Genomic DNA, 26,121 nt, shown 5'->3' with positions numbered 1-26,121 from the left:
AGCAGGTCGGTAACGCACGGCCAGCCGGCCCGACTTGTAAGGTAAGGCAATCCTTTGTTCCTGGTGGGAGGGGCGCCCGTGTTCGGACGACAGGTGACGCGGCTGGTGGTCGGGCTGGTGGCGGGAGCGCTCGCGGTCGGGCTGGGCGGCTGCGCTCCCGCGCCGGACCGCCCGGCCGAACCCACGCCGACCAGCGCGACCAGCGCGACCAGCGGTGGCTTCCCGGTCACCATCGAGCACCGGTTCGGCCAGGCGGTCATCGAGCGCGCACCCCAGCGGGTGGTGGTCGTCGGTGTCTCCGCCGACGACCTGGACGCCGTGCTCGGTCTGGGCGTCGTCCCGGTCGGGTTCGTCACCAAGGACAGCGGCACACCCGACGGCCACTTCCCGTGGCTGGCCGACCGGTTCGACCTGAGCGGGATGCGCGTGATCAACGCGACGAGCGGGCTGGACGTGGAGCAGGTCGCCCTGCTGGAGCCCGACCTCATCCTGGCCACCGGCGACCACGGCCTCGACGAGGAGTACGCCCACCTGGCCGAGCTGGCCACCACCATCGGCTACGAGACCGAGTGGGGCGCGCAGACCTGGCAGCAGCACGTGCGCGTGGTCGGTGCCGCGCTGGGCCGCCCGACCCAGGCCGAACAGCTCATCGCCGACACCGAGCGGCGGATCACCGAAGTGCGCGACGCCTACCCGGGCCTGGCCGGCCGCACCTTCACCGCGTCCGTGGGCAACACCCCCAACCAGCTGTTCACCCTGGTCTCCCCGGACGACTTCGCGGTCAAGCTGATCGAACAGCTGGGCCTGCGGCTGAGCCCGAGCGTGGCCGACGCGGCCCGGGTGGCGGGCAGCCCGACCGGCTCGCTCAGCCCGGAGCAGTACGACAAGCTCGACGCCGACCTGGTGATCATCGCGTTCACCACGCCCGAGCTGCGCCGGGCCGTGGAGAGCAACCCGCTGGTCAGCGGGCTGGCCGCGGTGCGCGAGGGCCGGTACCTGGTGGTGGACGCGCAGACCATCAGCCAGCTGCGCTACCCCTCGGTGCTGGGCATCCCGTGGGCGCTGGACCGGCTGCGTCCCGGCCTGGCCGCCGTGGGCGGGGCCTGAGCGCGCCAGCCACCGGCACACGCGGCGGCGCCGGCCCACCGGCTCACGCCGCGCCGAACGCCTGCCGGTAGCGGCGCAGTTCCCGGTCCACCAGCTCACCGGCCGCGCCCAGGTAGCGGGCGGGGTCGAGCAGGTCGGCCAGGGCGTCGGCGGACAGGTGCGCGGCCACCAGCGGGTGGCCGCCCAGTGCCTCGGCCAGCTCGCCCCCGGACCGGGCCACCGCCGAGGTGACCTCGCCGAGCAGCTGCTTGGCCCTGGCCTTGCCCAGCACCGGGGCCAGCGCCACGGTCAGCCGCTCGGCCACGATCGCGCCGTGGGTCAGCGCCAGGTTGGCCCGCATCCGCTCCGGGTGGACCTGGAGGCCCTCGGCCAGCTCGGCGGCGGTGTGCGCGGCCCCACCGGCCAGCCGCAGGGCCTCGCGCAGCGGCTGCCACTCGGCGTGCCACGCGCCGGCGGAGCGCTCGTCCTCGGCCAGCATGCTCTGCGCCAGCACCAGGGCGTGCGCGGGCACCTGCCTGGCCGCGGTCACCACCAGGGTGGCCAGCACCGGGTTGCGCTTCTGCGGCATGGCCGAGGACGCGCCCCGGCCGGCCGCGGTCGGCTCGGCCACCTCGCCCAGCTCGGTCCTGGACATGGTCTGCACGTCCAGCGCGAACTTGCCCAGCGCGCCGGTGACCAGGGTGAGCACCGAGCCCAGCTCGGCGACGGGGGTGCGCAGGGTGTGCCAGGGCAGCACGGGTTCGGCCAGGCCGAGCGCGTCGGCGAACGGGGCGATCAGCTCGACGCCGTGCTCGGGCAGCTCCCCGTCGCCGGGACCGCGGTCGATGGCCGCGTACTCGGCGTAGCCGGCCAGCGTGCCGGCGGCGCCGCCCAGCTGGGCGGGCAGTCCCGTGGCCAGCACCTGCTGGGTGCGCGCCAACGCGTCCAGCACCAGGTGCAGCCAGCCGGCCGCCTTGAGCCCCAGGGTGGTGGGCACGGCGTGCTGGGTGAGCGTGCGGCCGGCCAGCACGGTGTCCCGGTGCTGCTCGGCGAGCCGGGCCAGGGCGTGCGCGACCCGGCTCAGGTCGTCCACCAGCCGGGTCAGCACCCGCTCGGCGACCAGCATGATGGCCGAGTCGAGGATGTCCTGGCTGGTCGAGCCGCGGTGCACGTACTCGGCGGCGGCCGGGTCCTGTGCGGCGACCGCGTCGGTGAGCGCCCGGACGAAGGCCACCACCGGGTTGGCGCCGTCGCGGGCCCGGCGGGCCAGGTCGACCAGGTCCAGCGGCCGGGCCAGCACGGCCGCGGCGATGCTGTCGGCCACCCGCTCCGGGATCAGCCCCAGCCGCGCCTGCGCCCTGGCCAGCGCGATCTCCACGTCCACCAGGGCGGCCAGCACCGCCTCGTCGGACACGTCCGGCTCCACCGGGGTGCCCGCCCAGGCCGGCGCGAGCAGGCCGGCGTCCGTGCCGGCGGCACCGGACTGGCCAGCTGCGGTCTGGTTCCGGCTGGACCGGGTCGGGCCGGGTGCGGCCGGGGTGGTCTCGTTCATGGGGCGCTCCGCGGAGGCTGACTGGGGGCTCGGCCGGTCACGATACGGCGGTCGCCGGACCCGCACCCGGTCAGCGGGGCGGGCCCGGGTTCACCCCGGCCGCCGTGCCGGGCGGTCAGGCGCGGGCGGCCTCCGGTGGGGTGAGGCCCAGCGAGTGGATCAGGTCGAGCACCTCGACCCGGTAGAGCCTGGCCGGGTCGTGGTACTGACCGCGCAGGTGGCCGTAGATCTCCAGGGACACCAGCCCGTGCAGCCGGCCCCAGACGCGCAGCGCCAGCGCGACCGCGGCGGGCGGCAGGTCCGGGAACTCCGCGCGGACCAGGCTGACCAGGCCGGGATCGAAGTCGTGCCACGCGTAGCCGTCGTGCGGCTGGCGGGTCCTCGCCCTCGGCCAGGCCGCGGCGACCAGGCCGGTGAGCCCGGCGCAGGCCCGGTGCGCGGCGTCGGCCGCCGGTCCGCCCGGGGGCGGCTGGTAGCCGGGCACGGCGTCGCCGTAGATGAGCCGGAAGCCCTCGGGGTTGGCCAGCGACCACTCCCGGAAGGTCTGCGCCCAGGCCAGCAGCCGGCCGGCCGCGTCGCTGTCGGGCAGCGCGTCGCGGGCCGCCTCCACCGCGCTGACCAGGTCGGTGTACACGTCGGAGATCAGCACGGTGACCAGCTCGTCGCGGGTGGCGTAGTAGCCGTAGATGGCGTTGGCCGTCATGCCCATCTCCCGGGCGATGGCCCGCAGCGAGATCGCGTCCGGCCCACCCGTGGCCATGAGTTTGAGCGCGATGGCCTTGATCTCGGCCGAGGTCTCCGCCCGCAGGCGGGCCCGGCGGCTCAGCTGCTGGTCTCCCACCCCGGACACTTTACAGCGTTGCAGTACCGTCCCCCGTGTCGTAACTTCACGCCGTATAGTTCCCAAACGCGGTGCAGCTCAAGCCGCTCTCCCCACACATCCCTGGAGTTGGCATGGATTCACCACGCCCCGGCCTGGCCCGCCGCGGTTTCCTGCGCGGGCTGGGCGGCGTGAGCCTGGGCGCCCTGCTCGCCGCCGGCGCCACCACGGCCAGTCCCACCGCGAGCGCCGCCAGCCCGGCGGCCGCTGCCCCAGCCCGCCACCGGTTCCTCCGGGTGAACAACATCCGCGTGCACGTTGTCGAGGCCGGGACCGGCCCGCTGGTGCTGCTGCTGCACGGGTGGCCGGAGACCTGGTACTCGTGGCGGCACCAGATCCCGGCGCTGGCACGGGCCGGATTCCGGGTGGTCGTGCCCGACCAGCGCGGCTACGGCTGGACCGACCGGCCGGGTGCGGTCACCGACTACGACATCGAGCACCTGGTCGACGACATCACCGGGCTCATCGACGTGCTGGGCGAGCGACAGGCGTACGTGGTGGGCCACGACTGGGGCGCCATCGTCGCCTGGCACACCGCGCTGCTGCGCCCCGAGCGGGTGCGCGCGGTGGCCGCGCTCAGCGTCCCGCACCGCTGGGCGGAACCGGCGGGCTCGCTGCTGCCGGTCGAGTCGCTGCGCGCCACCTACGGCGACCACTTCTACATCGTCTACTTCCAGCGACCCGGTCTGTCCGATGTGGACCTCGCGAGCGACCCGCGCACCCTGTTCCGCCGGATGCTCTACACCGGCTCCGGCGACGGCCCCGGCTGGAACGCGATGATCCCGTCCAGCGGGCGCATCCTCGACGTGCTGGCCGAGCCGACCGCGCTGCCGGCCTGGTACACCCAGCACGACGTCGACACCTACACCGCGCAGTTCCGCCACTCCGGCTTCACCGGCGGCCTGAACTGGTACCGCAACTTCGACCGCAACTGGCTGCTGACCGCCCCGTGGCGGGACAGCCCGGTCCGGCCGCCCGCGCTGTACGTGGTCGGCGACCGGGACGGGATCGCGTCCTCGCCCCAGGCCCAGCAGCTGTTGGCCGGCCCCACGGCGTCCGTGCCCAACCTGCGGCGGGCCGTGCTGCTGCCCGGCGCCGGGCACTGGACCCAGCAGGAGCGGCCAACCGAGGTCACCGAGGCGCTGCTGGGCTTCCTCCGCTCGGTGTGAGGCGCGGCACGCGGTCCGCCGGGGAAGCCGGTGCGCGCCGGCGTGGTTGTACCGGGCGTGACTGACGCGGCTGAGGTGGGCACGACTGGCGCGGGCGTGGACATCGACGTGGTGGTGATCGGCGCTGGCCAGGCCGGCCTGTCCAGCGCCCACTTCCTGGGCCGGGCCGGCTTCGCCCCGCACACCGGCTACCTGGTGCTCGACCACGAGGACGGGCCGGGCGGGGCGTGGCGGCACCGGTGGCCGTCACTGCGGATGCGCACCGTGCACGGCGTGCACGCGCTGCCCGGCCTGGCCATGGACCCGGTCGACCCGGACACCCCGGCCGCCGAGGCGGTGCCGGCCTACTTCGCCGCCTACGAACAGCACTTCCACCTGCCGGTGCGCCGGCCGGTGCGGGTGCGCGCGGTGCGGCGCGACCCGGCCGACCGACTGCTGGTGCAGACCTCGGCGGGCACCTGGGCGGCCCGCGCGGTGATCAACGCCACCGGCACCTGGGACCAGCCGTTCTGGCCGCGCTACCCCGGCCAGGCCGAGTTCACCGGGCGGCAGCTGCACACCGCCGACTACCGGGGCAACGCCGAGTTCGCCGGCCAGCACGTGGTCGTGGTCGGCGGCGGCAGCTCGGCCGTGCAGCTGCTCAGCGAGATCGCCGAGGTGGCGACCACGACCTGGGTCACCAGGCGGCCACCCCGGCTGCGGGAGCGGTTCACCCCGGAGGAGGGCCGCGCCGCGGTCGCCGTGGTGGACCAGCGGGTGCGGGCCGGGCTGCCGCCGGGCAGCGTGGTCAGCGCCACCGGCCTGCCCCTCACCCCGCAGGTGCGCGCGGCCGTGGCGCGCCGGCTGCCCATGTTCGACCGGATCACCCCGACCGGCGTGGCCTGGGCGGACGGCCGGCGGATCCGGGCGGACGCGATCCTGTGGGCGACCGGGTTCCGGCCGGCCCTGGCGCACCTGGCCCCGCTGGGCCTGCGCGAGCCGGGCGGCGGCATCCGGGTGGACGGCACCCGCGCGGTGGCCGAGCCCCGGCTGCACCTGGTCGGCTACGGCCCGTCGGCCAGCACGATCGGCGCGAACCGGGCCGGCCGGGTGGCGGTGCGCGAGATCCGGGAGCTGTTGGCCGGCGCGCCGCCGCGGGCCGCCTGAGCGCCGTCCGGCTCAGCTCCCCGGCAGCAGCCCGTCCACCAGGGCGCGCAGGCCGGCCGCGTAGGTGTCCACTGTGGTCAGTGCGGTCCACCGGTCGGCGAGCGCGGCCAACCGGGGCAGCTCCGCCGGGTCGAGCGAGGCGAACACCTCGTCCCGATAGGACGGTCGGTCGCGGCTGGCCCGCTGCCGGCCGGCGGCCGAGCGCACGGTGATCTCGCCGACCGTGTAGTACCAGATGGCCCGGTAGGCGTGCACGGCCCGCTCCGCGCTGAGCCCGGCCGCCATGGCGGCGTCCACCATGACCTCCACGATCCACAGCGCGGTCGCGCCCATCAGGTCGTCGGTGGCCAGCGCGGTCACCAGCCACGGCCGCTCGGCGAGCACGTCGTGCAGCACCAGCGCGGCGGCCACGATCCGCTCGCGGGGCTGCTCGGGCAGTTCCGGCCGGGGAATCCGGCGCGCGTAGTCCTCCAGCAGCAGCACCAGCAGCTCGTCGCGGTCGCGCACGTGGTGGTAGAGCGCCATGGGCGTGCTGCCGACCTCCGCGGCCAGCCGGCGCATGGTCAGCCGCGCCACGCCCTCGGCGTCGACGATCCGGTGCGCCGCCGCCACGATGTCGGCGCGGGAGATCCGCGGCGGGCGGCCGGTGGCGCGGCGCTGGGGTGGGGGTGGCACCACCCCATCATCGGCCACCCGCCGCCGGCCCGACCGACCACCCGGGATCGACACGGGACACCGCACGGGCTAAGTTTTTATACGCGTATAGAAACCCTCGCCGACAGGAGTCACCCATGTCCCTCACTCCCGTTGACCTGTTCGCCTCGGCGCTGCGCCTGCGCCGGGACAACCAGGTCCACGTCGAAGCGCGCCGGATGTCCGGCGACGAGACCAACGACTGGATGGTCGCGGCCTTCCACGTGGAAACCGACGCCGACGTGCACGCCGACCACTGGGAGATGCACCCGAACACCGAGGAGGTGGTGGCCGTGCTGGCCGGCGCCGTGCGCGTGTACCTGCGCCCCGACCACGCCGACGAGCCTGAGCAGGAGACCCGGCTGGGCGCGGGCGAGGCGTTCGTGGTGCCCCGGGGCCGCTGGCACCGGCTCGAACTGGACGCCCCCAGCGACCTGATGTCCATCGGCGTGCGGCGTGGCACCCGCCTCGAAGCCCGCGCGTCGGCGTGACGGGAGACCAGACGATGATCCTGGTAACCGGAGCCACCGGCACGGTAGGCCGACACGTGGTCCAGGGCCTGCTCGACGCCGGCCACGCCGTGCGCGCCACCACCCGCGACCCCGCGTCCGCGGGCCTGCCCGCCGGCGTGGACGTGGTCCGCGCCGAACCGGACACCTACCCACTGGCCGGCGTCAGCGCGGTGTTCCTCAACCCCGCCGCACTCCCGCACGGCCCGGCCACCCTGCTCACCCGGGCCGCCGCGCACGGGGTCCGCCGGGTCGTGCTGCTGTCCTCGTCCTCGGTGCTGTGCGAGGAAAATCCCATCGGCGCCCACCACCTGGCCCTGGAACAACAGGTGCGGTCGACGGGTCTACAGTGGACACTGCTGCGCGCCGGCGTGTTCGCCGCCAACGCACTGGAGTGGGCCGACCAGATCCGCGCCGAGGGCGTGGTACGCGCGGCGTACGGCCAGGCCAGCCACGCGCCCATCGACGAGCGCGACATCGCCGCCGTGGCCGTGCGCGCCCTGTGCGACGACTCGGACGCACTGGTCAACGCCGCACCCCTGCTCACCGGCCCGGAACCGTTGACCCAGGCCGACCAGGCCCGGCTGATCGGCGACGTGCTCGGCCGCCCGGTGCGCTTCGAGGAACTACCGCCGGAGGTCGCCAGACAGCACATGCTCGACGCGGGCGTGCCACCCCTGGTGGCCGACGGCCTGCTCGACTACCACGCCAACGCCGTCAACCACCCCGCCGAGATCTCCCCCGCCGTCGCCACGATCACCGGCCGACCACCGCACACCTTCACCGACTGGGTCAGCACCCACCGAGCGGCGTTCGAGTAGGCCGACCAACAGACAGACCATGGTGTCCACCGCCGCGACCACGCCCCCTGCCGGGGTTCGGGTCGCGGCGGCCATGTTCCGTTTCCCGCTGACAGGCCAACAACCCACTGCTTCTGCTGGTCGTGGCTGCGCAACAGGTCTGAAACCAGGCTGAACTACGTCAACCCGGGAGCGCTTTCCGACATCGACACCAACGGAACGTGCCCAAGCAACATAAAAATGAGCTTGTCAGCCATGTATCCAGAAACACGGTCAAGCTTGGCAAACTCGGACACGTCAGCATCCAGCAGGACCAGTGTGCGCGTGGCGCTTGCCGCCTCTTTGAACCAGAGGTAGCAGCGGTAGCCCTTCAGGACAGCCTTTGACGCTCCAACCTCCTTCAGGGGAACAAGGACGTGACCGTCACGAGGATCAAGCCTGAGCAACAACTCTGATTCTTGGAAGGAAGCTCCCCACCCGTTTTGCTTGGCAATCCGGTTGATTTCAATCACTTGACCAGCAGAAGCAGTTCGAACCCCCACGGACCTGAGCAACACAAGCCCCAAATTCGCCATGTCCATACCAATCTCTCCCTCGGTCCCAAAGATTTTCATCCAACCGTTCCAGCCAAACCGCGTCAGCATCAACAAATCCGACTCGTCCGCAGTGACCCAGCGGCGCAACTCCGGCAACCAGAACGGATGCCCCTCCGTCGCCGTGACCGACGCGGTCGCACCACCCGCGTCGCCATCCACATCCACGGTGATCTCCACCAGGTGCTTGACCCCGCCACCCACGATGGTGCCCACCACCGCCTGCGGCCCCGACTCACCCGTCAGCGGATCAGACGCCCACACCTCATCACCAACAACGACCTGCTCGATCGGTTTACTCGACCCATCCGCCAACAACACCCGCGTCCCCGGCACAAAACTGTTCGGACACGCATCACCCTCACGCGCGATCCTCGTCGCGATCTCTTCCACCTTGTTGACCGCGGACCGCGCCTCGGCAACCTCATCCACCCACCTGTTCGCCACCCACACCACACCAACAACACGAGGCCCCTCCCGCAGATTTCAGGAGGGGCCTCGGCACGATCCCTACAGAAAATCTCCCAACTGTGTTCAGTCACCGATCCAGTTACGCAGTTACACGGATCCCCACTTTACACAGTCACTGAGACTTAAAGCTTTCACTCTATGCGGATTCCATATTTCTTGGCGATTTTATGTATGCCACGAACCGCATTTTCCAGCGTCTCCGTGAGCCTTGGAAGCTTCGGAGTCACGTTATTGAATCCAGAAACTGAATCCACATCCGCCCATGCCTCCTTGTAAGCATCCTCCAACTCAATTACCGTTTCAGCGGCATCTGCAAGCTCATCAAGCGAGAGGCCACCTCTGGCCAGGATACCCATACTCAGTTGTGCTCTAGCGGAGATCAGGTCGCCAACGAGTCGAAAATGTTCTGTTCCAACCTTTTTCGACAGAATAATCTCAGCCAGAACAGCATCGTGGTGTTCCTCCTCAGTCAACGCAACCACCTAACCCAGCGTTCTCTTAAGCGCAACCACTCCCCGAACACCTGGGGGTATATCCACTCCTCCGGCCCGTAAAATCCCTACACAGTAGGTGACACAACTGTTGTGGAGCCCGTCATATATACCGAGATTCGCCCCGATAGACGCTTGCTGGGCCCTCATTGCTGCACCCGCGTCAGGAAGATCGAAAGATCGCTCGATCACATTAGTTCCCAGCGGCTCAGCACCATCCGCCGTCGTGTGCAGCCCATTCGGATTACCCCTACCATCCCATCCAGGGATGACCTGCTCAGTTTCAAGCGACATACCATTGGCCTCTACTTTGATAGTCGCATGCTGCATATCCGTGTCCCAACGAACAGTCGCCGTCCCGCCACAGTTGTGGACGAGTACTGGCGTTGCACCGGTGAGGACATGGTAGGTGTGGAGGGCGTTGACGGTGAGGTTGTGGGCGCGTTGGGTGGCGGTGCGCTTGGCGACCTGAACGACCTGCACCCAGGTGCCGGCCGAGGTCTGCAGCAGGCTGCCCACCCGCAACTCACCCGCGCTCACCCAGCGACGCGACTCCGGCAACCAGAACGGATGCCCCTCCGTCGCCGTCACCGACGCGGTCGCACCACCCGCGTCACCGTCCACATCCACGGTGATCTCCACCAGGTGCTTGACCCCACCACCAACAATGGTGCGGACCACTACCTGCGCCCCGGACTCCACCAGACACGGTGTCAAGCAAACAAGTAATCAGCTAGCGTTGGGACCAGCTTCCATCGCCAGCAGTATCAAGAGGTAGCGCCAGGTAACCTCTGCCGGGAACTGAAACATCCTGTGATGAGACACGAGATTCTACGCGCGGTGTATCGACCATATTTAACAGTCGATATTAACCAGTGAGATTCAAGGCTGCATCGCCCATCACCCGATAGCGCGAGCAACGAGCGATGCAGCACATCAGCTCAGGCAAGGGTATATCATTTATTGGTAATAATACTCCGCCGTCGATTATCCCATCCGGCAGGAATCACCAAGTCGGGAGACGCTTGAGATACTTGAATTCTCAGATCCATCGAATCGTCAGCATCGATCAAACATACCGAGAACCGACGATTGGGGAAACCAACAGAAAGCCGAGCTCCCCATATCTGAACCAATACCTTGCCCAGCTCCCAATGAGAAGCAGAAAAGAGCTCAATCGGCCCTCTAACCTGACGGAAGAGGTGCGGAATCTCGAAGACGTTAAAACTATCCACAGCCTCGTTCCATGACAATGGCGGCCACTCTGGATGCATATCCCCCAGAGGGGTGTACAGGCGCTCTCTGATGTCAGATTCATCATTACCATGGAGCGCCAGGAATACTGCTCCATGAATCTCCAAAAGCTTGGGCCAAAATAGCCAGGAATACATCAGAGCCTGGACAGCGTCTCCAACTTCAGTAAAGTACGAAACAGGATCGCCGGCCTCAATGTGCGGAAACGATTCGCGCAATATACGATCGACAGTCACACCTTGACTCACCGAAACTCCTTACGGGAGGTATCCTGGTGGGATATTCTCCGGGACCTCCGCACCTGCAACTGCCTTACCACCACCTGTAGGATAGTAGATCGGCGGTTCGATATTTGAGTGCAGCCCACCGGTTCCTCGGAACCGCGGCCCCTTCTGCCAGCCACTTGGAGCCCGTTCATTCATCTCCCAAGTCTGGTAACGAATAACCTTGCCCTCGGCGTCTCGCTCGAAAACGGTATGACTACCTGTGGCTTCTGCGTGTGGTTGAAGGTCTTCTGCTCTCCCACGCTTTGCGGCTTTCTCTCCGCCGGCACTAACTGGGCAGTTGTGTACCAGAACCGCGCTAGCTGAGGCCAGTACGTGGTAGGTGTGGAGGGTGTTGATGGTGAGGTTGTGGGCGCGTTGGGTCGCGGTGCGTGGCTGGACCTGAACGACCTGCACCCAGGTGCCTGCCGAGATCTGCAGCAGGCTGCCCACCCGCAACTCACCCGCACTCGCCCAGCGACGCGACTCCGGCAACCAGAACGAACGCCCTCCCTCGCCGTGATCATCCGCCTACGGGCCCGACTCACCTGTCATCGGATCAGTCGCCAACAGCAACCCGCTCGATCGCTGGCTGTACATCGTCAGCCTCATCTTTCCTAGAATTCCGGACCCTGCGAGCGTTCAGCAGGGCCCGGAAATCATATTGCCAACAAACAAACTTAGACCAAATTACAGGGAGCTGATCATTCTCCGGAAACCCACGCTACCAAACTGCTCATCACTTCCTCTAGATCACCCGCAGAGCCAATCTCGACATAAATTTCATGCGGGTCTGAGCCAGAACCGTAGTCGACTCTTTGGACCTGACTCTCTCCGGTCTCCCACAATATCAACAGCCCTCCCCGATCCCCCTTCTCCAAATACACGTTAGAACAATTTTTAGGCCACCGATTCGAAGATGGATCAAATTCGAGAGAGATGCCAGTCCTGACCAAACGTGGCCGATGCTCAAGACACCACAGTTGGAGGAGTTCCAGAAGGTTACTGGTCACTTACTGGTCACCCATTCAATATTTCTAGCCTCGGGCATCCGCGGAAGCGGTTCACCTCGACGCACCGCTAATGGCCCGAATATCTTATGGTTTGGCCCGGGAATTAGAGCCCAGCCAGGAGCGCCACCAGGTTTCAAACATGAGCAGGGGACGTCAAATTCTACGTACCGGGAGCCTGGACGAGCTTGCCGCGCATGCAGTTGCGTTCGCAGGATGCGCGACGTAAGTAGCGACTCCATCACTGCCCAGTTGAACCTTTCGGAGCAACTTCAATAGGGGCGCCTGCATCACCCAACGAACAACTAATTCATGCCATCACAAATGGGAATCTGTTCCACATAGATTCAGGTGTTAACCCGTTTCATTTAATCTCTCGCGAATTTTTGCCGCTTCAGCGCGCGCCAGCTTCGACTCTTCAGACGCCCTCCGTCGATCTTCTTCGTAAAACAACAAGATAGCTAACGAGTCCAGCGCATCTGCAATACTCTCACGCCACGCAGCAAAATCCTCTGAGCTAGAATCCCCTTGAGGCTTCTTTCTGCGAACCTCTCGCAATCTCCGCAGTGCGGCACTTAGTTCAGGCGAGATAGGCACGAAACTCACCCACGTCCACCAATGAGGGGCAGGAACCGCTGGCAGGCCGGACACGGTCCAATCAGGCCACCATGGTTTTCGAGAGAGAAAGAGTTACCACGCGCACCACCACCGATCATAACTGACTGAAACACAGCTCCCTCTAGAGGAATTCCGGCTGATTCGAATTGGATAGCGCACCCAACTTCGCCACACCCGCCGTGATGCCCAGAATTGGCCACAGCCCTCGCTGTCTGAGGAGGCATCACGCCCGCACGCGTGTCGGTCGCGTAGGAGAACGCCACATGCTCTCCGTCAGCAGATGTAACCTTGGTAGCAACATTGGGACGCACATCTGGGCTCATGCTCAATGCCTCATCTGCGAAATCAAGCAAGTCGTCATCGGCATCACCACAGTTGTGGACGAGGACTGGTGTTGCACCGGTGAGGACATGGTAGGTGTGGAGGGTGTTGATGGTGAGGTTGTGGGCGCGTTGGGTGGCGGTGCGCTGCTGGACCTGAACGACCTGCACCCAGGTGCCGGCCGAGGTCTGCAGCAGGCTGCCCACCCGCAACTCACCCGCACTCACCCACCGACGCGACTCCGGCAACCAGAACGGATGCCCCTCCGTCGCCGTCACCGACGCGGTCACACCACCCGCGTCACCATCCACATCCACGGTGATCTCCACCAGGTGCTTGACCCCACCACCCACGATGGTGCCCACCACCGCCTGCGGCCCCGACTCACCCGTCACCGGATCAGACGCCCACACCTCATCACCAACAACCACTTGCTCGATCGGTTTACTCGACCCATCCGCCAACAACACTCGCGTCCCCGGCACAAAACTGTTCGGACACGCATCACCCTCACGCGCGATCCTCGTCGCGATCTCTTCCACCTTGTTGACCGCGGACCGCGCCTCAGCAACCTCATCCACCCACCTGTTCGCCACCCGCACCGCTTCGAAGATCCGATACGCACTCTTGGCCAGCTTGAAGACCTTGCCCCACGGAATCAACCCAACACAGGCCCACAGATCCAGCTTGGTGAAGCAGTCACGCACGTCGTTCAAGCCGATGAGGTCACCGATGATGTCGCCGGCGTTCTCCTTGAGAACGTCCCACCACGTCTTCTTCGACGACGCGATCTGCTGGGCCTTCTTGTACTCCTCCTCACTCATCCCGCTCTGCTCGATGGCGCGCCCCATCGACTTCTGCTTGTTCTCGTAGTCCTTCTGCGCCTGCTTCGCCTGATTGTGCCGGGAAGGAACCACCACGGTGTCGTGGTATCTCCGGTACGAGTCCTTCGCCTGCTGGCGGTCCTTCTCGTTGGGCGGCTGCACCTGGGGGAAACCGCCGCACAGGATCAGATCCGGGCCACAGTCAGCGAACATCCCGCTCGGGTCGGAGAAGGTCACCGGGCTGTTGCCGCTGTAGGCGAAGCCATTGATCTGCTGCGGGTCGGCCGTGTCGATCACCGGGTCGACCGACAGGAACCGGCCCGTTGCCGAGTCGTAGCTCCGCGCGCCCAGTCGGGTCAGCCCGGACGCCTCCTGGATACCACCCACGAACCCCTTGTCATCCGGCCAGGCCTCGGCCGCGGCACCGCGTGGGTTGCCGAACGGGTCGAAGTAGCGGCGCTGCGACGAGAAGTCTTCCGGGTTGACGGTGAGCGACATGGTGCCCTGGTGGTCGGCGACCATGAAGGTCAGCCCGGACACCGATCCGCGCACCGCGACAAGGGTGCCGGCGTGGGAGTAGTACCGCTTGCCCGTCACCTGGGTACCGGAGGCGGCGAGGTACAGCTCCATGTCGCCCAGGTACAGGGTGGTGGACTTGGAATCCTTGCGCAGCAACAGGCCGCCGTCGGCGTCGTAGACGTTCGACGAGGACGTTCCATCCGCCTCGGTGGTCTTGGCCAGCCTGCCGGCGATGTCCCATTCCAGGGTTTGTGTCGTTCCGGACACGGTCCGACTGGTCGTGTTCCCGGTCTGGTCGTAGTCGAACGTGTCCAGGGAGGTGCCCTTGGGGCCGGAGGTGGACACGCCGCGCAGCGTGTGTGGTTGCGGGCTGCCCGGCTCCGGGTAAGTGTAGGTCCTGGTGGTGTCGCCCTCCCGGGTGTGCTTCACCTCCGAGGTCCGGTTGCCGGTCGGGTCGTAGGTGAACTCCGTCCAGTACGGCGCTGGACCGCCCAGTGTGGACACTGACAAGGTTGCCGCGCAGTCACCCGACGCCGGCGTGAACGCCGAGGTGACTCGACGCAGGTAGTCGTAGTTGAAGCACTGGACGTCGGTGGGGCTGCCCTTGGGCGAGTCCGCGATCCGGGTGATGTTGCCCGCCGGGTCGTAGGTGTAGCTGCGGTCGGCGGGGCGGTAGTTCACCGCGTCGGTGTCGACCAGTGACTGGTCCAGCCGCCGGGTGCCTTCCTGGTAGTAGTTGGTCAACCACCCCTTGCCCTCACCGAGGGTCAGCCGCAGCGTCTCGCCGTACTTCGAGTACAGGTGGTCCTTGGCGTAGGTGTCGATGCCGTAGGTCTTGGTCGGGGTGCCCAACTCGTTGTACGTGTGGATGATGCCCTCGGCCGGTAGTCCGCCCGCCGCCGGTGAGACGGTTCGGGTGAGCAGACCGGTGTTCTGGCTGTACTCGCTGGTGAAGATGTAGGTGCCACCGAGCTTGCCTTCCACCCTGGGAATGACCACCTGCGTTTCCAACGCCCGGTTGGCGTTGTCGTAGTAGGTGACCTTCCTGGTGTACGCCTGTCCGTCCACGAACCGGGTCGCGGCGTCGGACAGCCCCTTCTTCAGCTTGTCGTAGGTCCACTCGGCCAGCTTGGTTCCGGTGGTCGAGCCCTGGTACTCGCCGGTTTTGCGGCCCAGTTCGTCGTAGCTGTAGGCCAGGGTGTTGCCCCGGGCATCGGTGCTGGAGGTGAGTTGGTCGAGGTTGTTGTAGGTGTAGGTGGTGACGCCCTTGTCCGGGTCGGTGTCCTTGACCTTGCGGCCGAGGACGTCGTACTCGTAGCGCCAGGTGTTACCCACGCTGTCGGTCATCGTGGCCAACGCGCCGTTGGGCGTGTAGGTGTAGCGGGTGGCGTCGTAGTCACCGCTGGTGGTCTTGCCCCGGTACTGGCGGCGCTCCACGATCTGGCCCTGGGCGTCGGTGATGACCGTGGTGGGGGTGCCACCCGCTGGTGGGGTGACGTTGCTGCGATCGCCCTCGTAGCTGGTGGTTGTCTCCCACTGCGCCACGGCCAGCTTGCGGTAGGTCACCACGGTGGGGCGTTGTAGGGCGTCGAACTGGGTCACCGTCTGGTTGGGAACCGCATTGTCGAGCACCCCGTGCAGACTCGGCGCGGGATCGGCGGCGTTGTAGTAGGCGGCGTTGGTCTTCCACGCCAGCCCGCGCGAGTCGTACCAGGTGTCGGTGAGCACGCGGCCACCGGCAATGGCGGGAATCTGGGTTTGGCGTTCGCGGAACAAGCCGTCGTAGAGGGTGTAGGACGTGCTGTACTTGCCGTCCTCACGCAGCGACCTGGTGGTCACCACCGCCGGGGCGTCCGTGGACAGCGCGTAGGAGTACTCCTTGGTGGGCGTCTGGCCGCCAGCCTTGGAACGGTCCAGGTCCCAGGCCTTGACCAGGCGCCCCAGTGGGTCGTACTCCAGATCGGTGCGCTCACCGTTGGGGCCGACATCGGCGATGGGTTCGCCCCACGCGGGTTCCAGGATGTTGGTGGTGACGTGCCCCTTGGGGTTGGTGGTGGTCACCGTCCTGGTGGGGAAACCCGAGGCGGGGCTGTAACCGGTGGTGGTCCTGTTCCCGGCAGCGTCGCAGGTTTCCACGGCGCGGCCGTAGTCGTCGTGCGTGGCGCGGGAGACAACCTGGTAGGCGGTGCCGTCCCAGCGCTCGGCCCGGGTAATGTCTCCCCGGGTCGGTGGTGCGCCGACGTCCTGGTTGTCGTAGGCGGAGCGCACGTCGCTGACCAACGTGGTGTTGTCACCGGGCCCAGCGTCGCACGGCAGCGCGACGGTGCGGACCTGGGCGGCGTTCGACAGGTTCCAGGTGCTTTCGTTGCGGGCGTAGGTGGTGCGGGTGCACTTCTCGTCACCGGTGACGGCCGTGTCACCAGCATCGTCGACCTGGATGGTGAAACCGTCGTCGGTGAACGCGTTCTTGATCTGCGTGCGTCGCCAGCTGCCGTCAGCGAGCAAGGTCCGGCCGCGAACGGCCTCGGTCTGCTGCAGGAACGCGTTGTCCTCGCCCTGCGTGGCGGTGGGGCCCTTCAACCAGGGATCGTTGATGGACGCCGAGACCACGGTGCTGCCGTTGTACTGGCGGGTCTCGCGGACAAAGCCCTGCAGCCGCTCGTGGTCCTCGATCTTGCCGCCGTCGCCGTCGTCTACCCACACGTCGCGGGTCTCGCCGTTGGGCAGCTTCTTATCGCCGTCCATGCCCCGCAGGTACAGGGTTTCGGTGATCGACTGAGTCTGCCCTGGTTCACCCTTGATGGTGCGGACAGTGCCGTAGCCACGCCATTCCGACCAGGTGCGGTTCTCCGGCTTGGCGAAGTCGTTCTGGTCGTAGTGCCACGCCGCGTCGCCCAGGTACTCGTAGGCCGTTTTGACCAGGCTGGAGCCGCCGGTGCGGTCGTCTTCGGTCACCTGCAGGACGACGTACTTGTGGAACCAGTCCAGGCTCGGCTTCAGGTCCCCGTCAGGAGTCCACCAGATCGGGAAGCAGCGCAGCGTGTTGGTTTCCGGATTGGCCGGCATCCGGTCGGCCCGCCGGCAGTCGGCTTCGGAGTAGCGGATCGCCGTGTAACCGCCAGCCTCGTTGCGCACGCCGACAACCCGGTAGCGGGTGATCGGGGGAAGCCCCTCAGCCGCGTCCACCCGGTTCGGCATGGCTTTGCCGAAGAACACCATCTCCGGATCGCTGACCGTGCCGTTGACGTGACCGGTGTGCGTGATCCCGGCGAGCCACAGCGACGGGGACAGGTTGTCGCCGGTGAGCGGGAACTGGTAGCGCAACGTCCAGGAGTCGACGTCTCGCCACTGCGCGCCGTCAGTGACGTCATCTCGGCGGATGTCGGTGACGATCCGGGTCAGCCGCTTCCGTGTGAAGAACGACGGGTAGAGGACGTCGGTGCATTCCTTGTTGGCGTCGCAGATCTGCTCCGCGGGCACGTCCGGCCACGCGTTGGCCGTGTCCTTGGACAGTTGATTGGGATCGCAGGTGATCGCACCGTCCGGTAAGCACCGCTCAGCCGTTTCGAAACGCACCCGCGCCGGCGCTGGCGCGAACACGTCGTTGTCGCGCAGCCCGTACTCGATCCGGTTCAGGTACCCGCCGCGGATGTAGGGCGTTCCGTTGCTGGCCTTCATGTTGCGGCCGTAGTGGTTGGTTTCGGTGTCGTAGTAGTAGGTGGTGACGTTGCCGTGGGTATCCACGACGTAGTCCAGGTTCCACCGCCACGCCTGTTGACACCACGACTCGGCGTAGGCCGCCTTGTTGCACGGTTCGTTGGTGTTGTTGCCGAACACGGGAACTGTCCAGGCTGAGCGGGTTTCCGGCTTGCCGTCGGCCCACCCTGGCAGTCGGTTCAGGCCGAGGAAGTACTGGGTGCCGTCGGTGGCGGTCACCTTCCAGTACTCGCCGTCGTTGTCGCCGTTGCTCGCCCCGGTCAACCGCTCGATCCGCGAGCCGTCGTCCCGCTTGGGATGCCATTTGCCGGTGCTGGCGTTGTAGACCAGTTCGGTGGAGATGCCGTTGAGCACCATCGTCGCGTTGTCAGTGGCCCAGCACAGGTCACCGGTCTTGGTACCTCCCTGGTTACCGGTGTCCTCGCTGCATCCCTTGTACTGCCGCTCCACGTATCCGCTGGCGCTGAGGTCCCAGCCATCTCCCACCCAGGAGGCCTGGTTGTTGGTGGCGCTGGTGCGTCCGTCGATTCCACCGGAGGAATAGCCCAGCGACACGGTGGGCGCTGAGCCGCCCGGCGGTGGTGGCAGGCGCATCGGGATCGAGTAGGTGAAGTCGCCGCTGGAACTACCCGCGGACCAGCTTCCTGACGGCGCCAGCGAGGTGGCCTTGTAGGTGCCTCCCGAACCACCGGCCGCGGCAGCCACTCCCAGCACCACACCAGCGTCGGGGGCATCCAGCGCGGCGGTCTGCTCAGGCAGGGTGACGCTTCCGTGCACCTGCTGATGGGTGGCGTCGTTGGTACCGGTCAGTGGGGTCTGGGTACGGCACTCCGGTTTTTCCGGTGTCGTCAGCACGCAGTCCGGATAGGACACCAGCCGGAGCCGCGACCCGTAGTCGCCACCGTAGGCGTTGGCGAACTTCGCGTAGTCCACCCGAACCGACAGCGCATCACCGGCGACACCCCCGGCGTCCGAGACGCGCAGCAGCAGGCCGGCCAGCCCGGCCTTGCTCGCCAGGCCCTGGTCGAAGGTCTCGACCCGTACCCGAACACTGTCCTCGGCCTGTCCGTCCTCGGCTGAACGTCGCAACTGCGGTTCGCCGGCCAGTGCCACCGCCACCGGAAGGTCACCAACCTGGTGGTAATCGCCGGTTTCACCGGCTTCGGCCTGCGCGCGCGGTGCGACCTCCGCTGCGGCGGGTAGATCGGTTTCCGCTGTGGCATGCGCGGGCCACGCCACAGCAGGTGGGGCGGACAACGCCTTGGCGTCGGCCTCGTTGGAGGGTATCGGCCGCACCGGCACGGCTTCCCCCGGCACCGAGGATTCCTCCTGCAAATGAGGCAGCTTGACCGAGGTGTCGATGCCTGGTGGCGCTGCTACGGCGCTCACGGACGAGATACACAGTGCCGCGGTGAGTGACACCACCACGGCACGGCTGAATCTGCGGCGTAACCGCATCACAACTCCTGATTGCCTGGCAGGTGAGACGGGAAGAAGACAAGGGCCAGGTGACCCGCCCACCTCCTGGGCGAGCCACCTGGCGCGAACTGTTCAGTGGATCGCGAGCTGGTTGATCTGGTTGTCGATCAACGCCCCGGAGAAGACCTTGACGTCATCGACCGCGCCATCCCAAAAATCCGTTGCCGAATCCGAGAACTGGGCACGGCCGATCAACAACTCCCCGTCGTTGTTCCAGCCGGTCACTCCGGTCGCTCTGCCCATGAACTGACCGTTGACGTAGAGCCGCGCCTCGTGGCTGACCGCGTCGTACACCCCGGTCAGGTGCACCCATTGTCCGGCCTGGGCATTGCCCGCGCTCAGGGCGTACCAGCCACAGGAATCGTCGCGGGCGCAGGAGACCAGCAGCGCCCACTGCTTGTTCTCGGGCCGATACTGCAGCAAGAACGGGGAGAAGCGTGGGTCGCCGATGCTGACCGCGGTGCGCGCCGTCGCCGTGACGTCGTCCGCACGCACCCACGCTGACACCGTGTAGGAACGGTCGGTGCGAAACGCCGGACGTGGCGCGGAGACGTACCCACCCTGATCACCGAACTCCCCGGTGAATTCCACGGCTGTGTACCGGTCCACCGACCAGGTAGCGCTTCCGCGCAGCTGCGCGGCCTGCCCGGTCACCTCGTCCGTGGTCTGCGTTCCGGTACCTTCGTTGAGCGCGTAGTGGGCCCGCAGCACCCCCTGGTTGGCCACCAGAGCGACCTCATCAGCGGGCAACACCCGCTGGTAGGCGCGCACCTCGTCAATCGTTCCCGGGAACTGGTCCGCTGCCGTGCCGTTCCACTTCCCCCGGCCGATCACGAAGTCGCCGGCCGCAGTCCAGGAACGGGCAGTGGCGCTACCCTCGCGCACGCCGTTGACGTACAGCGCCAGTTCGCCGCTCTCCCCGTCGTAGCTGCCAACCAGATGGGTCCACTGGCCCAGCTCAGGTGCCGCCGCGGACAACGCTCGCGCGGAAGACGAGTCATCGCGGTCGCCCTCGGGGATCGCGAACGCCCAGCGGTCGTCGTCAGCCGAGTACTGCAGGAAGAATCCCGCTGCCCGCTGGCCATCCTGGCTGAGAACGGTGGCGAAACTACCGGTGCGGTCCAGCTTGGTCCACGCCGCCACGGTGAAGCCCTTGGTCGTGTCCAGCAGGGTTCCGCCACGCAACTCGTCGTCGGCGCTGTCGAACCCGGCGGCTTGACCGTCGTAGCCCTCCGCTGTCAGGTTTGGCGATCCTGCCGCGGTCAGCGGGTGGCTCTTGCCAGAAGCGTCGGCGCCATCCCCGTCGAGCTTCCAGTAGCCCACGGGTCCAGGTGGTGTGGATCTGATCCGCACCAGGTATTGGACGATGTCCGATTTGTTGCCCGCGCGATCCACGGATCGGACGAACAGCGTTTGTGGCCCTTCCTTGGATGGAGTCCACCGGATCGTGGCCTCACCGCCGAGCCCTGAGGCATCCACCCGGGTCTGTGGGTCGTCGGCCTGCTCCTCGGTGAACGAGTACAGGTAGTGCTGAACATCCGACGAGCCGTTCGCCGAGAACACGAACGTTCCCGTCATGCCAACGCCCCCGGCGGGCGTGTCGTAGGGGTAGTCGGTGGAGGTCACCGCTGGCGCGAAGGGTGGCGTGGTGTCGATCGTGAACTCGCACAGCTCGGACCAGCTGCTGGTCTCGTAGTCACCCGACCACAGGTGCCAGGTGTAGGTGCCGTCCTCGGGAATCACCCCCGAGGGAACGGTGACCTCGGCGAACGACCCGGACGGGACATCACCGGTGTGGGTTTCGTTGCCGTCCCAGGTGTAGTTGTCCGCCGTGCCGCGGAACACGCGGAAGCCAGCGTCCAGCATGCCACCGTCCGGGTCGGAAAGACGCGCCCGCAGCCTGGGCGTCTTCGTGAACACGTACGGCCGGTTCTCGCCCCGCACACACGGGATCAGGCCGCCCTCCATCCCCAGCTCGGTGGGCGCGTTGGGCCGCGAGTTGTAGACGATCTCCAGCGTGGGGTTGAGATCGAAGCGCCGCCACGACTGCAGATCGCCTTCGTTCTGCGCTCTCATCCCAAAGGTCAGGCCGGTCCATCCGTTGTTGGCGGCTTGAGTCGCGAACGCGGTGACGTCCACGTCGGCCCCGCCGTTGCTGGGGCAGTAACGGGCGTTGTTGGCCCTGGTGATCGTGCCCAACACGTAAGCCCAGTCCGGCTGGGCTCTCCACGTGGTGTCCGGGCTGATGGGGTTGGTCGCCCACAGCTCGGTGGGGCCGCCGGAGCACGAGTAGGAGTGGATCACCGTGCTGCGCAGGGTCGCCCGGTGGATGATCTTGCCCCGCACGTAGTCGGTGTTCATCTCGACGAACGACCGGGACACGATCCGGCCGTTCTCCGTCGAGTACCCGGCCTTGAGTTCGTTGAGGTCGCCCCCGGTCGCATCGTAGTTGCGCTGGTCGGGGTAGACGTCCTGCACCACGACGTGGTGGTTCTTGCCGCCGGCCCACCAGTACTCCGGGTCGATGTAGACCGGGTACCGGGTGCTGGTGTCGGTGAGGAAATCCTGGTCCGGAATGACCGCGACCGCGGCGTCGGTGACCTCCACGCCCATCGCCGCGGCGCGACCGTTCTCGCCAGGGCCTTCCAGCGGGTCGGTTTCGCTGGTCTGGCCGGTGGAGTCCCACATCCGGGAGGCGTCCCCACCGAAGACCAGCACGCCCTTGTCATCAACCGCCTGAAGGCCGCCCGACGGTGTCGGCTCGTCGGCTGCCGCCCGAGCGGCCGGGGCGCTGTTCGCGGCGGTGACGGTGACGCCCTTGGTGTGGGAGCCGAAGGTGATTCGCTGCAACTCGGGGTTGGCCGCAGCCTTGGCGGACTTGACCACCAGCACCTCGCTGAACCCGGTGGCGCTGACCCGCACCACCAAGTCCACATCGGACAACACATCGCGGTAGGTGGCGGTCGGCCCGTTCAACACGGGCTCGGGCAGGCTGCCCTGCCACTGCAAACCAACCTCTCGACCGTCCCTGCCCACCACTGCCAACGGCTGTCCGGCACCGCCACCAGACAGTCGCAGATCCACCGGAGCCGCCACTGGCCCGACCGAGCCGTCAGCGAGTTCACGTAACGTCAGGTCGACCGGAACCCAGCCGTCCCCCTGCTTCACCCGCACCGGCTGCGCACTGGTCACCAGGCTGAACGTGCCATCGGGATTCGCCAGTACCTGTGAATCCTCTGTGGTCTGCGAAGCCACCGGTACCGGAACACCCTGTTGCCGCGCCGCTGTCGACGCGGCACCCTCCTCATCCAGGCCAGTTGTCACGTTGTCCTGTTGCGACGGTTCGGTCGGTGCCGCAACCGCCGTGGGAATCCCGGTAGTCATGAGCAACGCCGACGACGTCACCGCCAACACCGACGCGATCAGTCCTGCTCCCAGTCTTCGTCTTCGTTCTCTGAAATCGCGCAGCATTACGCCCCTTGCATCATTGTCATTCACTTCGGCTGCCCGAGAGCCGAGGGGAGACTCTGCACCACGAGGCCACGCTGTGCGATGATCCAAACAGGTTAGTCACCCAGTGTGACGCTCTGGCCACATCGCGGCCTCGACCGAACCGATTTGACCTGGCTAAACTTGCCGATTAGTTACGCTTCGAAACTAACGTAACGTTACAGTGATCTATCCCACGCAACTACTGGGCGTCAGAGGTACCTCATCGCACAGCAACCGACGACTGCGCGAAACCCGAACAGCCAGTCCTCACCGATGCGCACGGCAGCATTCCGCACCATGCCTGAAGGAGAGGTACGGCCCTATTCCGAGTTCCTTGGCCGCGGATCTCCGTTGACGAGATCGGCAATGGCGAGTGAATGCACGAGCACGTCCATTGGACGTTTGCTTGAGGTCTCGTCCACGTACCCGCTGCGGCAAGAGCGGGGTCAGCCCCGCTCCCCTGCTCACCGGCCCGGGACACTCACCCACGCCGACCACCCCACACCTTCACCGACTGGATCACCGCCAACCGAGCGGCCTTCGAGTAGGCCGAGCCAGGGGCGAGCCACGAATTCCTCGGGGTGGACGGCTTGCGCGCGTGGGACGAGCACCTGCCAGGCACAGCGCAGCCTCCGGCCACCAGTGGCCCTGGCCGGAGGCTGCCGGCCGGTCACGTGTAACGGAACTGCCTCGGTCACGATCCACGCACTAGTAACGGGGCTTCAGTTCGCCCCAGGGGGCGTACACCAGGGGGTTGGATGTTCACGCCAGGCTTTCCGCAGTACGGGCCACCGCCTCCGCCGCCTCCGCGGAGGAAGACGTGGCCGTGGGCGGTCGGCGGAGTGGCGGTCGGACTGCTGCTGGCTGGCGTGGTCGTCCTCGTTGTCGCTGTGACGACGTTCCCCGGACGCTCAGCAGCGGTCGCGACCACGGCCCCGCAGCCAGCCAGGCAGGATCGGACCGCAACCACCACCAGCAGAACCACCACGACCACAACCACGACGACCCCGGCAGCGCAGCCAGCACAGGTCGTCAACGGCAAGGGCGACGACGTGGTGAGCATCGACCCGCAGCGAGTCGGGCCGATGCTGCTGACCTTCGAGTGCCCGAAGTGCAGTGGGTTCACCTTTGTCCAGTCGGACGGCTTCGAGAGCATCCTGGTCAGCACGATGGGTGCCTACTCCGGTCGGTCCTGGCTGGACGTGCACGAGGGCAGCAAGACGCACACCCTCACGGTCAAGGCGGACAGCTCGTGGACGTTGAGCGTGGACGACCTCGTTGTGCTCGCCAGCACTCCCAGCGGTGAACCCACCATCTCCGGGCACGGTGACGCCGTCTTCTACGTGCCAGGCGAGGCGTCGAAGGCGAAGATCACCAACCGGGGCGGCCACGGCGGCTTCTTCGCGGTGGAAGTGGCCCCGACTCGCGGCGGTCGGACCGACATGGCGGTCGCCACGGTCGGCGGCTACGAGGGAACCGTGCCGTTCGAGGGTGACGCTGTGGTGCAGGTGCGCTCGGACGGCGACTGGACGCTGAGCCCGATCGAGTAGGCCCACGGCACAGGACAGCCCCACCGCCACCGCCGCTCACCAGTCCGCAAACACGAAGCCAGCTTTGCTGGCCCACGCCGCGGCCGATCCCCGCCGCCAGCCTGGAGCTACTTGGTCATCTTCTCGGCGTCATAAGCAGTGAGGGACTGGACGAGCACGTCGACCTCGTCGGGAAGCTCCTGCCTGAGCTTACGAGCCAAGGCTCGGCCCCGCTCATCGAGTTCCTTCCGCTCTTTGCGGGAGGCGAATCCGGAGCCCAAGGGATCGTCGGGGTTGTAGGCGTCCTTGAACGTCGACGAATTGGCGCACGCGGGTGGACCGCAGGGTATGCCAGAGACCGGCTCGGTCGTCACCCTTCTCCATCCACACGGTTCGGCCCGTGTGGTCGCGTCCGGTGAACAGCACCCTGTCCTGAGAAATCTTGTGTCCGGCACACTGAACCTCCGCGATCAGCTCCGCAGAGATCGTCCGACCACGCTCCAGCCAGGAAGAACGTGTGCCAGGCGCTGCGCTGCGCCCGCCGGCAAATCCCGGATTTCCGCGCATCAGCCCACCTTGCCGGGCGAGGTAGTCCTCGATGTGCACGCCAGCTCGGCGCAGCAGCGCAGCGATCAGTTCCAGCTTGTCCGGCACGTGTTCCAGCAGTGTGCGGGCTGCGGGTATAGCTCAGGGCGGCGGGTTTCCTGGGCCAGTTGCCCCAGCAACGGCAGCGCCTCGTCGTTCAACTGCTGACCGTGGCCAGCGATCTCGTCGGGGCGCATCAGGCGGGCAGCGGCGGTCCGGTGGGTCGGATCCTGGTTGACAAGATCACCCGCGACACGGATGAATGCGGGAGCAACGTCCGCTTCGCCGTTTTCTGGGAGGCCATTCGTGTCGTTACGCTCCGCCACACGTGCCCTGATCGGTGCCGTCGCCGCCGTGACCATGGGGGTCGCGTTCGCCGGCGCGGCCCAGGCGACCCCGCCGCCGTACCACTACGCCGCGCTGGGCGACTCCTACTCCGCCGGTGTGGGCACCGGCAGTTACGACCCGGACAGCGGCGCGTGCAAGCGCAGCGACCTGGCGCACCCCGCGCTGTGGGCGAACAGCCGGGTGGTCGAGTCGTTCACCTTCGCCGCCTGCTCCGGTGCGACCACGCAGGACGTGCTGGACACCCAGATCGCGCAGCTGCCCGCGTACGCCGACCTGGTGACCATCTCCATCGGCGGCAACGACGCCGGGTTCAGCCGGGTGGTGGGCGCCTGCCTGCTCGGCACGGACCAGGACTGCGTCGGCGCGGTGGAGTCCAGCAAGCAGTTCGTCCGCACCGAGCTGCCCGCGCGGCTGGACGAGACCTACCAGGCGATCAGCGACGCGGCGCCGGCCGCGCGGGTGTTCGTGCCCGGCTACCCCAGGCTGTTCGAGCTGAACGCCTGTGAGGGCGGCCTGAGCCTGGCCAAGCGGACCGTCCTGAACGAGGCCGCCGACCTGCTCGACGAGGTCATCGCCGACCGGGTGGCCGCCGCCGGGTTCACCTTCGTGGACGTGCGCGCCGCCTTCGCCGGGCACGGGGTGTGCTCGGCCGACCCGTGGATCAACGCGCTGGTGCAGCCGCAGGACGACGCGTTCCACCCCACCGCCGCCGGACAGCGCAACGGCTACTTCGCTCCGCTGTCCCTGGCGATGTACTGACATCGCGCCCCGG

Annotated in this window: 20 protein-coding genes; 7 read left to right on the top strand and 13 right to left on the bottom strand. The window is 67.2% G+C overall.

Annotated elements, in window-relative coordinates:
• The first annotated feature begins 78 nt into the window (after positions 1 to 78).
• Positions 79 to 1,107 (top strand): iron-siderophore ABC transporter substrate-binding protein, encoded by a 1,029-nt coding sequence (locus LX83_RS16805; RefSeq protein ID WP_253772354.1) that lies wholly within the window; start codon positions 79 to 81, stop codon positions 1,105 to 1,107.
• A gap of 43 nt (positions 1,108 to 1,150) precedes the next feature.
• On the opposite strand, the gene LX83_RS16800 is transcribed toward LX83_RS16805, so the two are convergent.
• On the bottom strand, positions 1,151 to 2,638 hold the full coding sequence (locus LX83_RS16800; RefSeq protein ID WP_253772352.1) for a nitrosuccinate lyase: 1,488 nt from the start codon (positions 2,636 to 2,638) through the stop codon (positions 1,151 to 1,153).
• A gap of 115 nt (positions 2,639 to 2,753) precedes the next feature.
• On the bottom strand, positions 2,754 to 3,479 hold the full coding sequence (locus tag LX83_RS16795) for a TetR/AcrR family transcriptional regulator (protein ID WP_253772350.1): 726 nt from the start codon (positions 3,477 to 3,479) through the stop codon (positions 2,754 to 2,756).
• Positions 3,480 to 3,592: 113 nt separating this feature from the next.
• Here LX83_RS16795 and LX83_RS16790 point away from each other — a divergent pair, with 113 nt between their 5' ends.
• Together LX83_RS16790 and LX83_RS16785 are read left to right on the top strand one after the other, a co-directional pair.
• Positions 3,593 to 4,687, top strand: coding sequence for an alpha/beta fold hydrolase (locus LX83_RS16790; RefSeq protein ID WP_253772348.1), 1,095 nt, complete (start codon positions 3,593 to 3,595; stop codon positions 4,685 to 4,687).
• A gap of 57 nt (positions 4,688 to 4,744) precedes the next feature.
• Entirely contained in the window at positions 4,745 to 5,833 is a 1,089-nt protein-coding gene (locus LX83_RS16785) for an NAD(P)-binding domain-containing protein (RefSeq protein WP_253772346.1), read from the top strand.
• 12 nt (positions 5,834 to 5,845) lie between these two features.
• Here LX83_RS16785 and LX83_RS16780 read toward each other — a convergent pair whose 3' ends face one another.
• Entirely contained in the window at positions 5,846 to 6,508 is a 663-nt protein-coding gene (locus LX83_RS16780; protein ID WP_253772344.1) for a TetR/AcrR family transcriptional regulator, read from the bottom strand.
• 116 nt (positions 6,509 to 6,624) lie between these two features.
• Between LX83_RS16780 and LX83_RS16775 the strand changes: the two genes are divergently transcribed.
• Entirely contained in the window at positions 6,625 to 7,017 is a 393-nt protein-coding gene (locus LX83_RS16775) for a cupin domain-containing protein (protein ID WP_253772342.1), read from the top strand.
• Positions 7,018 to 7,031: 14 nt separating this feature from the next.
• Positions 7,032 to 7,856 carry an NAD(P)H-binding protein gene (locus LX83_RS16770; RefSeq protein ID WP_253772340.1) on the top strand — a complete coding sequence of 275 codons (825 nt, stop codon included), beginning with the start codon at positions 7,032 to 7,034 and terminating at the stop codon, positions 7,854 to 7,856.
• Positions 7,857 to 8,011: 155 nt separating this feature from the next.
• Here LX83_RS16770 and LX83_RS16765 read toward each other — a convergent pair whose 3' ends face one another.
• The 8 genes from LX83_RS16765 to LX83_RS16740 form a co-directional block, all read right to left on the bottom strand.
• The gene (locus LX83_RS16765; RefSeq protein ID WP_253772338.1) at positions 8,012 to 8,860 is read right to left on the bottom strand and encodes a Hint domain-containing protein; all 849 of its coding nucleotides are present in this window, start codon (positions 8,858 to 8,860) and stop codon (positions 8,012 to 8,014) included.
• 170 nt (positions 8,861 to 9,030) lie between these two features.
• Positions 9,031 to 9,372 (bottom strand): hypothetical protein, encoded by a 342-nt coding sequence (locus LX83_RS16760; RefSeq protein WP_253772336.1) that lies wholly within the window; start codon positions 9,370 to 9,372, stop codon positions 9,031 to 9,033.
• 9 nt (positions 9,373 to 9,381) lie between these two features.
• Positions 9,382 to 10,092: a polymorphic toxin-type HINT domain-containing protein gene (locus tag LX83_RS16755; RefSeq protein WP_253772334.1), complete on the bottom strand. Its 711-nt coding sequence runs from the start codon at positions 10,090 to 10,092 to the stop codon at positions 9,382 to 9,384.
• Positions 10,093 to 10,346: 254 nt separating this feature from the next.
• Positions 10,347 to 10,892 (bottom strand): hypothetical protein, encoded by a 546-nt coding sequence (locus LX83_RS16750; protein ID WP_253772332.1) that lies wholly within the window; start codon positions 10,890 to 10,892, stop codon positions 10,347 to 10,349.
• Positions 10,893 to 10,901: 9 nt separating this feature from the next.
• The gene (locus LX83_RS38695) at positions 10,902 to 11,324 is read right to left on the bottom strand and encodes a polymorphic toxin type 24 domain-containing protein (RefSeq protein ID WP_407649603.1); all 423 of its coding nucleotides are present in this window, start codon (positions 11,322 to 11,324) and stop codon (positions 10,902 to 10,904) included.
• A 592-nt stretch (positions 11,325 to 11,916) separates the two neighbouring features.
• Positions 11,917 to 12,159, bottom strand: a complete 243-nt coding sequence (locus LX83_RS38890; RefSeq protein ID WP_456356011.1) for a TreTu family toxin — start codon at positions 12,157 to 12,159, stop codon at positions 11,917 to 11,919.
• Positions 12,160 to 12,519: 360 nt separating this feature from the next.
• Entirely contained in the window at positions 12,520 to 19,374 is a 6,855-nt protein-coding gene (locus LX83_RS16745) for an RHS repeat-associated core domain-containing protein (protein WP_253772331.1), read from the bottom strand.
• 93 nt (positions 19,375 to 19,467) lie between these two features.
• Positions 19,468 to 22,866: a LamG-like jellyroll fold domain-containing protein gene (locus LX83_RS16740; protein WP_253772330.1), complete on the bottom strand. Its 3,399-nt coding sequence runs from the start codon at positions 22,864 to 22,866 to the stop codon at positions 19,468 to 19,470.
• Between the two features lie 911 nt (positions 22,867 to 23,777).
• Between LX83_RS16740 and LX83_RS16735 the strand changes: the two genes are divergently transcribed.
• Positions 23,778 to 24,437 carry a hypothetical protein gene (locus LX83_RS16735; RefSeq protein ID WP_253772329.1) on the top strand — a complete coding sequence of 220 codons (660 nt, stop codon included), beginning with the start codon at positions 23,778 to 23,780 and terminating at the stop codon, positions 24,435 to 24,437.
• 213 nt (positions 24,438 to 24,650) lie between these two features.
• Here the strand turns inward: LX83_RS16735 and LX83_RS16730 are convergent, their stop codons facing one another.
• Together LX83_RS16730 and LX83_RS16725 are read right to left on the bottom strand one after the other, a co-directional pair.
• Positions 24,651 to 25,070: a hypothetical protein gene (locus LX83_RS16730; RefSeq protein ID WP_253772328.1), complete on the bottom strand. Its 420-nt coding sequence runs from the start codon at positions 25,068 to 25,070 to the stop codon at positions 24,651 to 24,653.
• Positions 25,049 to 25,363, bottom strand: a complete 315-nt coding sequence (locus tag LX83_RS16725; protein WP_253772327.1) for a hypothetical protein — start codon at positions 25,361 to 25,363, stop codon at positions 25,049 to 25,051. Before LX83_RS16725 ends, LX83_RS16730 begins: the two co-directional genes overlap by 22 nt.
• Between LX83_RS16725 and LX83_RS16720 the strand changes: the two genes are divergently transcribed.
• Positions 25,362 to 26,108, top strand: a complete 747-nt coding sequence (locus LX83_RS16720) for an SGNH/GDSL hydrolase family protein (RefSeq protein WP_253772786.1) — start codon at positions 25,362 to 25,364, stop codon at positions 26,106 to 26,108. The two genes, LX83_RS16725 and LX83_RS16720, sit on opposite strands and share 2 nt — an antisense overlap.
• Positions 26,109 to 26,121 lie beyond the last annotated feature (13 nt).

It is taken from the genome of Goodfellowiella coeruleoviolacea (assembly GCF_024171785.1).
Classification (GTDB): domain Bacteria; phylum Actinomycetota; class Actinomycetes; order Mycobacteriales; family Pseudonocardiaceae; genus Goodfellowiella; species Goodfellowiella coeruleoviolacea.
The sequence above is the reverse complement of the archived record's forward strand: the minus strand, read 5'-3'. Positions and strand labels throughout refer to the sequence as shown.